1 protein-coding gene is annotated in these 1,359 nt (G+C 35.8%); it reads right to left on the reverse strand.

The features are described from left to right. Positions 1-1,293 (reverse strand): phage baseplate assembly protein V (locus KLA_RS17200; protein WP_051456156.1); only part of this gene is annotated, 1,293 nt, incomplete at its 3' end. Positions 1,294-1,359 lie beyond the last annotated feature (66 nt).

The following is a 1,359-nucleotide window of genomic DNA, read 5'->3' on the forward strand; positions in this document are numbered from 1 at the left end:
AAAAGGTCTGTTAGGGTCGTTGTACCTAAAACCAAGTAAAACCTGGTCTCCTTCTTCTGGTATAAACACAAAACCTCTGTTGGTTGGTACATTGCTACTGCTACCCGCATCTGGTGTCATAACACGTATCCAAGAGGTTTTCATTTCACCAGATTGCCAATTCATTTTTACTTGTACTCTTCCTTTGTTTTTAGGGTCTTGGTTGCTTAGTACGGTTGCCATTTGTGTTTGCGCAACCGGCAATGCTACTTTAGGTTCTGGTAAGCTTTTAATATCTGCAGGCAGTGCAACAAAGGTATTGGTGTAGTAGTTAGCCTCTTTTGCATGGTGTGTAATTTCTGTAATAATATATTTCCCGTGTTTTTTTGTAGCATAACTTGCAGCGCCATTAAGTACAGCTGTTTCTACATCTATAATGCTACCAACAGTTAAGCCTCTTTTAGTAGATTTACCAGTAATATAACTAGAGTCTGCTGCAGCACTTTGCTGTTTTTTCATTACATAATCATCAATATCAGCTTTGTTTTTTACTCTAGCAGAAGTAAAAGCGTTTGTAGGGTTAGAAAATGTATCTAAGCTGGCGTTAAAAGCGTGTTGTCCTAGTTCATTTAAGCCAGCGGGATTATCTGGACTATTGCTGTTAAATTGTTGAACATCTGTTGCATTAAAAGAAAATGCGCTTATTTTACGAGCATTGGTTTGTATACCAATGTTCATTTGTGTTAAATCTTTTCCGTACTCAATAGTAACAGCGTCTTGGGGAGAAGGTTTTCCAAAGAAAAGCGTATCTCCATTATAAAATAACCACTCATTATATTGTTTTGCAATACGTTGTACAAATTTAAAGTTAGTCTCTAGGTATTGGGCTTGGTACTCTATGTTAGCAGTATGTTCAGGAGCAATAGCAACGTTAAGTTTAGGGTTGTTGGTAGTGTCACTAATAATATCTGCTAAAGGTTTGTTTAACCAAGACTGCATAAGTTCACTGTCATCTAATAAAATAGTAGGGGAGTATCCAGTAACTAAAATTTGCCCGTGATTACCGTTGTTTTGGTTTAAAGAAATGTTAGTTATAATACCTGTAAAGTCTTTACCAGTAGTAGTAATAAGTATGGTTTTCCCAAGCCATTCTTTAGATTTATTAATGGTGTGTGCCGTAGTGGTTTCTGCGGCTTCTAAATCTATTCCTACTTCAAAAGAATGATGGTTGTTAATTTTTTGATTTAAGGTAATGTGCTTAAATCCACTAATAAATTTACCGTTAATACTAATTTGCTTATTTTCTGGAGTCATAACTTTTGCTTTGTAGGTGCTATGTAAGCCTATTGGTACTACTTGGTAGACTTACTTGTAATAGAA

This window comes from Cellulophaga geojensis KL-A, assembly GCF_000568425.1.
In the GTDB taxonomy this organism is placed as follows: Bacteria; Bacteroidota; Bacteroidia; order Flavobacteriales; family Flavobacteriaceae; genus Cellulophaga; species Cellulophaga lytica.